We start from the raw sequence: 7,784 nt of genomic DNA, 5'->3' as shown, positions 1-7,784 counted from the left end.
TATGGAAGCAATCTTGTTGTCAGATACCGTAAACGGTCCCGGCAAGGTCACATTGCCGGTGTTGGTGATCTTGTAGCTGTAACTTACCACATTTCCTACCTGACTATATGGACTGCCGGAGGTGATTGTCTTGTCGATGCTTAACGCTGGATTCTGACAAATCACTACCACCGTTTTAAGATTGTTATCTACTGCTGTTCCCGAAAGATCAGAAACGGTCGTACCATTGGCTTGACCAGTAGCTGTGGCTTGGTTTTCAACCTTGCCATTTTGGATATCTTGAGGTTTAATAGTGTAGGATGCTGTATAGGTCCAAGTTTCATTGACATCCAGTTGGTTATTATTATTGGTGTCTCCACTTTGTAAAGTAATTGCAGAAAGCCCTGACAAAGGATCCGTAACAGTAATATTACTTAAAGGATAAGCTCCATTATTTTTTACCTCGAAGCTATAATTAATAGTAGGAGTCAAAGTAGGATCCAAACAGTTCCCTCCTGTCGGTCCATTAGTTGCTGTCTTGACTAAAGTAAGGCTACAGGCGCCTACGTTGATTGTGACTGTAGCTTTAGCACTTTCACACTCTCCAGTCTTTGTTTGACTTATTTTAAAAGTGAAAGTACCAGCTGCACTAGTATTAATAGTCGGGGCTCCGGACAAAGGATTATCATTTTGGTCATACCACTTGATGGTATATCCAGCAGCTGGAGTGATGGTCGGGGTTTTATTTCCCGAATTTGTACAGTAATCAAAAGTTGCAGCGTTGGGAGTGGGTGCTCTTTGGGGAATAACAACCTGAACAGGAACACTTTTTGAACACCCTTTTGTAGTAAAATTATAATTGAAATTATACGTCCCCGGCAAGCTATTATTAAGGTCAATTACACCAGTACTTGGATCAATTGACAAACCAGTTGGAACAGTAAAAGTACCTCCTTGAACACCATCAATATCGGGAGACACATATCTTCCTGGCCCACAAAATAAGTTAGAATCATAAGTAACTTCTGCGGTTCCAAAATTAATAGAAACCTGAAAAGGATCAATAAAATCATCTGCTGCAGCAGTTAGTGAAGCAGAAGACCTTGTTTTTACCATTACAGTTTTGATTTTAATACCTAAACAAGGATCAGTTAAATCCCCAAGAATCTCTGAAATGTTTAAAGCCGCTTCTACAAATTGAAGGGGTTGATAAACAGAATTTCCGAAAGCCCCAACTGGAATTGCAGGCGATCCAGTATTTACGAATCCAAATGCCTGCGAGGAACTAAAGGATTGTTGAACATAATCAAACCCTCCTGGAACCGGCTTCCACAAATAAAATTTTATGTCAACACTTGACCCTCCGTTTGTATATGATATCGCAACCAATATATCATTTACTGTTCTTCCGCCATTTGGTCCAGCAGAAGTAAACCCATTGTTAATAGTTCGGGTAACTGTATTTTGAAAAAATTCAAACTCTAAATAACTAGTCCCATTTGTCACTAATCTGTCAGCTCCTACAACTAACCAGGTATCATTTTGTTGGCTTGTTCCAATGTGTAAAAATGCATTCCCAAGATCACCTTTACCTCCAGCATCACCAGTCCCCCAAACCCAAGAATTTGGATTATCGTTTGACTTGGTCCCTTGGGTAAAAATTCTTTCCTGAATTAAAGAGCTTCCTTTGTATCCATCTCGGGACCAAAATGACGTCTCTGGATCCAACGCTGTTCCATTAGATAAAAAAACATGTCCTCCAGCACCGGTTGGGCCAGCAAACCAATCTCCAATTCCAACTGAAGGAGAATTTGAAATAAGGTCCCCTTCGATTCTAAATCCTCCTGTTGGAATAGTTACCGGAGCGGTATTTTGACCAAACCCTTTTGGAGTAAAAAATAGAAATAAGAGAAAAATCAAAGAGAAACTAAAAAGATTCTCTTTAAATAATCCCCTCCATTTCAAAAATCCAAGGACTTCTGATCTTTGGGTTTGCCGGCAATCGGATAACTGCACCATATCTCTTCTATTTAAATTTTTTCGAGTTCGTAAACGTATCTTCAAAAGCTACTGCTTAATATTCAATGACTTAGAGCCAGTTTCTTCCCAAAAAATCCACTGAAAATGAATCATTTTGCATACAAAAATGGCTAATTAACACTTTTATGCATTAAAAATACACTTTTTTGCTTTTTACATCCAAATGAATTCCAAAAAAAATAATTTGAAATACGTTTTTTTTTATTCAAAAATTTTTGCCCCTAGCATATAATGGTATTTTTCCAGGTTTTGATGTAATTTTATTTTGTAAAATCTGCCTATTCTGGCTTACTGTCCTCTTTCAATTTTTAGAATCTTCAATCAGCATTGTATTTGGACTTTTGGAGAATCATTCAACCACTTCTGTATCCCTCTTTGCCGTACAAGGAGTTTTTTACTCCTCTTGAAGACTTTCTAGTATTTTCAAACAAAAACCGGAAATATGAACCCACTATTCAAAAAATCGGGCTTGCTTTTTCTCCTTTGGGGAATCACCCTAGGCCTAGCCGCCCAAACCACCTATCAAAGCCCCCCTCCATCCATCGCGGACCTATTCAATGCTCCAGCTACACCATCGGTCTCCTTTAACAAAAGCGGAAATCTGATGCTTATCCTGGAGCGTTCGGAAGCTCCATCCATCGAAGATTTGGCACAGCCCGAACTCCGAATCGGAGGAATACGAATCAATCCAGCGACTACCGGGCCCAGCCGTTCTGGAAGTTTTTACAACCTCAAACTCAAAAACACCCGCTCAGGTGAAGAAATCCAAGTCACGGGTCTTCCACAGAACCCCAAAATGAGCGGATTCTCTTTTTCCAGAGATGAGAAATATTTGGCTTTTACCCATACCGAATCCAATGGAATTTCTCTTTGGGTCGTGGACTTAAATAGCTATCAGGCAAAAAAATTAACCGATCCCATCCTCAATCAGGTTTTTGGAAATTCCGTGACATGGATGCCGGATAACTCCTTGCTGGTCAAAGCCGTAAATCCATCCCGAGGAGCGATGCCAAAAGCTCCTTCTGCCCCTTCCGGACCGGTAATCCAGGAAACTTCCGGAAATGCCGCTCCTAGTCGAACCTATCAGGATTTGCTCAGCAATCCCTATGACGAGGCATTATTCGCATATTTCATGGATAGCCAGCTGATGAAAGTTTCCTTGGATGGAAAAACTACTTCTATTGGAAAGCCTTCGATGATTAAATCCATGGACCTTAGCCCAGACGGCAGCTTCCTGATCGTCGAAGCGATCCAAAAGCCATTTTCCTATCTGGTCCCAGCTGATCGATTCCCTTACTCTGTAGAAATCTGGAATTCGAAGGGTGAGGTGGTGAAGATTTTAGCTCAAATCCCGCTTGATGAAGTACGCCCTACCGGGTTTGATGCCACAGTCACTGGCATTCGAAGTGTCAACTGGAGAGCGGACCAGCCCGCAACCTTATATTGGGTAGAAGCCATGGATGGTGGAAATCCACGTACGCAGATTGCTGAAAGAGATGTGGTATTTATGCTGAAAGCTCCTTTTTCCGGAGAAAAACAAAAGCTTGCCTCCACCTCCCTACGCTATGGAGGCATCAGTTGGTCGGATGATTCATTCGCCATTTTAAATGAAAGATGGTTTGCAAGCAGAACGGAAAAACGTTCTGTCATCAACCCAAGTAATCCGGCACAAGCCCCTCGCGTCATCATTGAGCGCTCCTCGGATGACCTTTACAATGATCCGGGAGATCCTATATTTACTGAAAACCAAAATGGTAGAAATGTCCTGATGAGAAACGGGAATTTGTTGTACATGCGTTCAGAAGGAGGAAGTCCCGAAGGCAGCATGCCATTCCTATCCACTTTTAACGCCCAAACCAAAGAGCAAAAAATCCTTTGGAGATCCCAGGCACCTTATTACGAGCGAGTGGTGAAAGTCTTGGCTACCGACGCTTCCGAGTTTATTACCCTTAAAGAAGGAACGGAGACTCAGCCAAACTACTGGTTGATCAACACCAAAAAGCGGATCTCACCAATTCAGGTCACCAATTTCGCCCACCCCTATGAATCCATTAAAGGAATTCAAAAGCAATTGGTCACTTACCCACGAAAGGATGGGCTAAACCTATCTGCCGTGGTTTATACTCCTGAGGGATATGATCCTGCCAAAGACGGAAGATTACCGGTTTTGATGTGGGCTTATCCGAGAGAGTACAAATCTGCCGCTGATGCAGCCCAAGTTCGGGGCTCAAAATATACCTTTACCCGATTGAGCTGGGGATCGCCGATCTATTGGGTGACCCGAGGCTATGCCATCATGGACCAGACCGAAATGCCAATCGTAGGTGAAGGAGACAAAGAGCCTAATGATTTCTTTATCGAACAGTTGGTTGCCAACGCAGAAGCCGCGATTGACCATATTGTGGAAATGGGAATCGGAGACCGAAACCGCATTGCTGTGGGCGGTCACTCTTATGGTGCGTTTATGACAGCCAATCTCTTGTCGCATTCCAATCTCTTTGCTGCGGGCATTGCCCGAAGCGGTGCTTACAACAGAACATTGACTCCGTTTGGCTTCCAATACGAGCAGAGAACCTATTGGGAAGCCCCGGAGGTGTACTTTAATATGTCACCTTTCTCTTTTGCCCACCAGGTGAAAACCCCGATTCTTTTGATTCACGGAGAGGCTGACAATAACTCAGGAACCTTCCCGATCCAATCTGAGCGTTATTACAATGCCTTGAAAGGACATGGCGCTACAACCCGATTAGTGTTTTTGCCTCATGAAAGCCATGGCTATGCTGCGAAAGAATCCATTTTGCACACCCTCTGGGAAATGGATTCCTGGCTGGAAAAGTATGTGAAGAATAGGAAGTAAGAATTAAGGATCCCTTATTAAAAAGAGACCTTCCAAGTTTCAATACCTGGAAGGTCTCTTTATATCTGCAATAATCTGGGTCATCTAAAAGCACAAATCAACCCAAATCCGTCCCCCACATCAAGATCAAAAACAGAATCCCCAATACGATTCGATACCAGCCAAAGGCGGTAAACCCATGGCTGGAGACATATTTCAAAAAGAGTTTAACCGCCACCCAGGCGGAAACAAAGGCTAGTCCAAATCCGATCGCCAATAGGGACAGTTGCTCCGAAGTAAAGGCCAAATCCGATTTGATCAGATCATACCCGCCTGCAGCCATCATCGTCGGTACTGCCAAAAGAAAAGAAAATTCGGTTGCCTGCTTTTTATCCAAACCGTTAAACACCCCTCCTATAATAGTAGCAGCAGCCCGGGAAGTCCCCGGCACCATGGAAAGACACTGGCAAAGACCGATAAAGAAGGCGTTTTTATAAGAAATATCCTCCACCTCGGCCAAGGTAGATTGCTGATTCACCACCTTTTTATCAATCAAAATCAGAATCACTCCTCCCAAGATCAGGGAAACAGAGACTACGATGGGATTGAACAAATAGCCTTTGATAAAATCATAAGCTAACAATCCTACGACGGCTGTTGGCAGGAAGGCCGCGAAAAGTTTGAAGTAAATATTAAGGCCCCTGAAAAACCGCTTGATATACATCAGGGCAATCGCCAAAATGGCCCCTAGCTGGATAAATACCTCAAAGGTTTTTACAAATTCATCCTCGTGAATTCCCATGGCCGCAGAAGCCAAAATCATGTGGCCGGTGGAAGAAATCGGCAAAAATTCCGTCAGGCCTTCGATAATTGCGATGATGATGCTTTGAAAAAGAGTCATAGTTTAAATATTAGCTGGGCAAAACTACTAATCCTCTTCAATAGCCGAGGAAGGATTCAAAAATTTTAACCCAATTCATTGCCTTAAGCGTAAAATTTTCGTTCTTTTCAAACTAAACTTATACCCAATGAAGAACATTATTTTATGGACTGTCCTGTTTTTTTGCTGGACACAGAATTTTGGACAAGAACTCAAAGAGACTAGGCTAAATAATCAGATCGAAAGTGTGACTTTGTTTTTGTCGAGTGCCCAGGTTTTTGAAAAAGCTTTCGGCTCCATTCCTGCAGGTGAGTCGATTTTGGAGGTGAAGGGTCTTTCTCCCTACTTGGATGAAAAAAGCATTCAGGTCAAAGGTCAGGGGAATTTCACCATTCAGGCGGTCAACAGGCGACTGGATTTTCTGAGCGAAAAAGAAGTCAGTGAGCAAGTGCAGGCTCTCGAAAAGAAAATCGAAGAGATCCAAAAAGGAAAAATCTTAGCTCAAAACCGGATTGAGGTATTGGCGAATAAAGCCAGTTTGCTTTCTGCCAACAAGGATCTGGGAGGAAGTCAATCCGGACCAACGATGGCCGAACTTCGGGCTGCTTTGGATTTTTTTGATGCAGAACTCACCAAAATCACCACCGAGGAGCTCCAGTTAAAATCAAAAATCGTGGAAAGTGACCGGGAATTGGAACGGCTGAGAAACCAAATCAAAGCCATACAGGAGAGTAAAAATAAAGCCACTTCTGTGGTTCGAATACGGGTAAAAGCTCCAGCGGCCGGCCAGGCGAGCTTTCAGTTGAATTACCTGGTGGCCAATGCCGGCTGGTATCCCAAGTACGATGTCCGGGTGAAAACTGTCAAGGAACCACTTCAGCTCAACTACAAAGCGGAAGTCTATCAGAATACAGGCGTGGACTGGAACAATGTAAAACTCAGATTTTCCAATGCCAACCCCAATCAAAGCGGGCAGGCGCCGGAGTTGGATAAGTGGGAGCTCAACTATGCCCGCTTTACCACGGTCAATAAATTTTCAGTGCCGCAAATGCCCGGAACCATCAGCGGTGTCGTAGTGGATATGAATGGGTCGCCGATTCCGGGCGCTTCGGTTTTGGTCAAAGGAACTACCATCGGTACCGCAACAGACTTTAACGGCAGATATACGCTGACCCTTCCTACCAATGCCCAATCCTTGGTTTTTTCATTTGTAGGCTATGGCACCCAAGAAATGAGCGTTCGAGGCCGATCTACTCTCAATGTAAGCTTAGTAGAAGATAGCCAAGCACTGCAAGAGGTAGTGGTCACCGGATTTGGAGCTTCTGAAAAAAGATCAGTTACTGGCGCAAATGTCACATTGCGGGGAACTTCTACCGCTGATGCAGCCCCCTTGATGACCAGCTTTGTTGAAAATCAAACGACTGTCGAAATCGAAGTTGCGGAGCCTTATACCATCAAAACCAATGGAGAAAGGACTTTGGTAGATTTGAAAGGGTATGAAATCCCTGCCAATTATCGGTACACAGCTATCCCAAAACTTGACAAAGACGCCTTCCTGCTTGCTGAAATTTCCGATTGGAGCCAATATGCACTCTTGGAAGGGGAAAGCAACCTGTATTTTGAAGATGGATTTGTCGGTAGATCCATCCTGGATGCGGCGGCACTTCAGGATACTTTGATGATCTCTATGGGAAGGGATCGCTCTATTGTGATGCAAAGAGAAAAGGTGGATCAATTCTCCAAAAAGAGGACAATTGGTTCCAATATCACCGAAAGCAGAGGGTATGAAATCACACTCAAAAACAACAAATCCCAACCTGTCACGCTATTGGTGAAAGACCAAATTCCCGTATCGGTGAATTCAGCCATCACGGTAACTCCGGGGGAGTTAAGCCAAGGCAAACTTGATCCCCAAACCGGAATTGTAACTTGGGAAATAACGCTTTCTCCTGGGGAGCAACGCAAGCTCTCCCTTCAATACGAGGTCAAATACCCCAAAACAGAGCGGATCATTTTGGATTAAACAAAAGCAGCGGCTTTTGCGCCGCT

Annotated in this window: 4 protein-coding genes; 2 read left to right on the top strand and 2 right to left on the bottom strand. The window is 43.6% G+C overall.

Annotated elements, in window-relative coordinates:
- On the bottom strand, nucleotides 1-1,998 hold a 1,998-nt coding region (locus G458_RS0115050; RefSeq protein ID WP_026952620.1), incomplete at its 3' end, for a DUF7507 domain-containing protein.
- 463 nt (nucleotides 1,999-2,461) lie between these two features.
- Between G458_RS0115050 and G458_RS0115040 the strand changes: the two genes are divergently transcribed.
- On the top strand, nucleotides 2,462-4,876 hold the full coding sequence (locus tag G458_RS0115040) for a S9 family peptidase (RefSeq protein WP_026952618.1): 2,415 nt from the start codon (nucleotides 2,462-2,464) through the stop codon (nucleotides 4,874-4,876).
- 97 nt (nucleotides 4,877-4,973) lie between these two features.
- Here the strand turns inward: G458_RS0115040 and G458_RS0115035 are convergent, their stop codons facing one another.
- A complete protein-coding gene (locus G458_RS0115035) occupies nucleotides 4,974-5,756 on the bottom strand; it encodes an undecaprenyl-diphosphate phosphatase (protein WP_026952617.1) in 783 nt (260 codons plus the stop codon).
- A 127-nt stretch (nucleotides 5,757-5,883) separates the two neighbouring features.
- Between G458_RS0115035 and G458_RS21005 the strand changes: the two genes are divergently transcribed.
- Entirely contained in the window at nucleotides 5,884-7,758 is a 1,875-nt protein-coding gene (locus tag G458_RS21005) for a DUF4139 domain-containing protein (protein ID WP_051287361.1), read from the top strand.
- Nucleotides 7,759-7,784: the final 26 nt, after the last annotated feature.

It is taken from the genome of Algoriphagus mannitolivorans DSM 15301 (assembly GCF_000429425.1).
Classification (GTDB): Bacteria; Bacteroidota; Bacteroidia; order Cytophagales; family Cyclobacteriaceae; genus Algoriphagus; species Algoriphagus mannitolivorans.
The sequence above is the reverse complement of the archived record's forward strand: the minus strand, read 5'-3'. Positions and strand labels throughout refer to the sequence as shown.

Excerpts from the sequence above, each read along its gene's own strand:
- G458_RS0115040 (WP_026952618.1), top strand. The coding sequence starts at position 2,462 with ATGAACCCACTATTCAAAAAATCGGGCTTGCTTTTTCTCCTTTGGGGA.
- G458_RS0115035 (WP_026952617.1), bottom strand. The coding sequence starts at position 5,756 with ATGACTCTTTTTCAAAGCATCATCATCGCAATTATCGAAGGCCTGACG.
- G458_RS21005 (WP_051287361.1), top strand. The coding sequence starts at position 5,884 with ATGAAGAACATTATTTTATGGACTGTCCTGTTTTTTTGCTGGACACAG.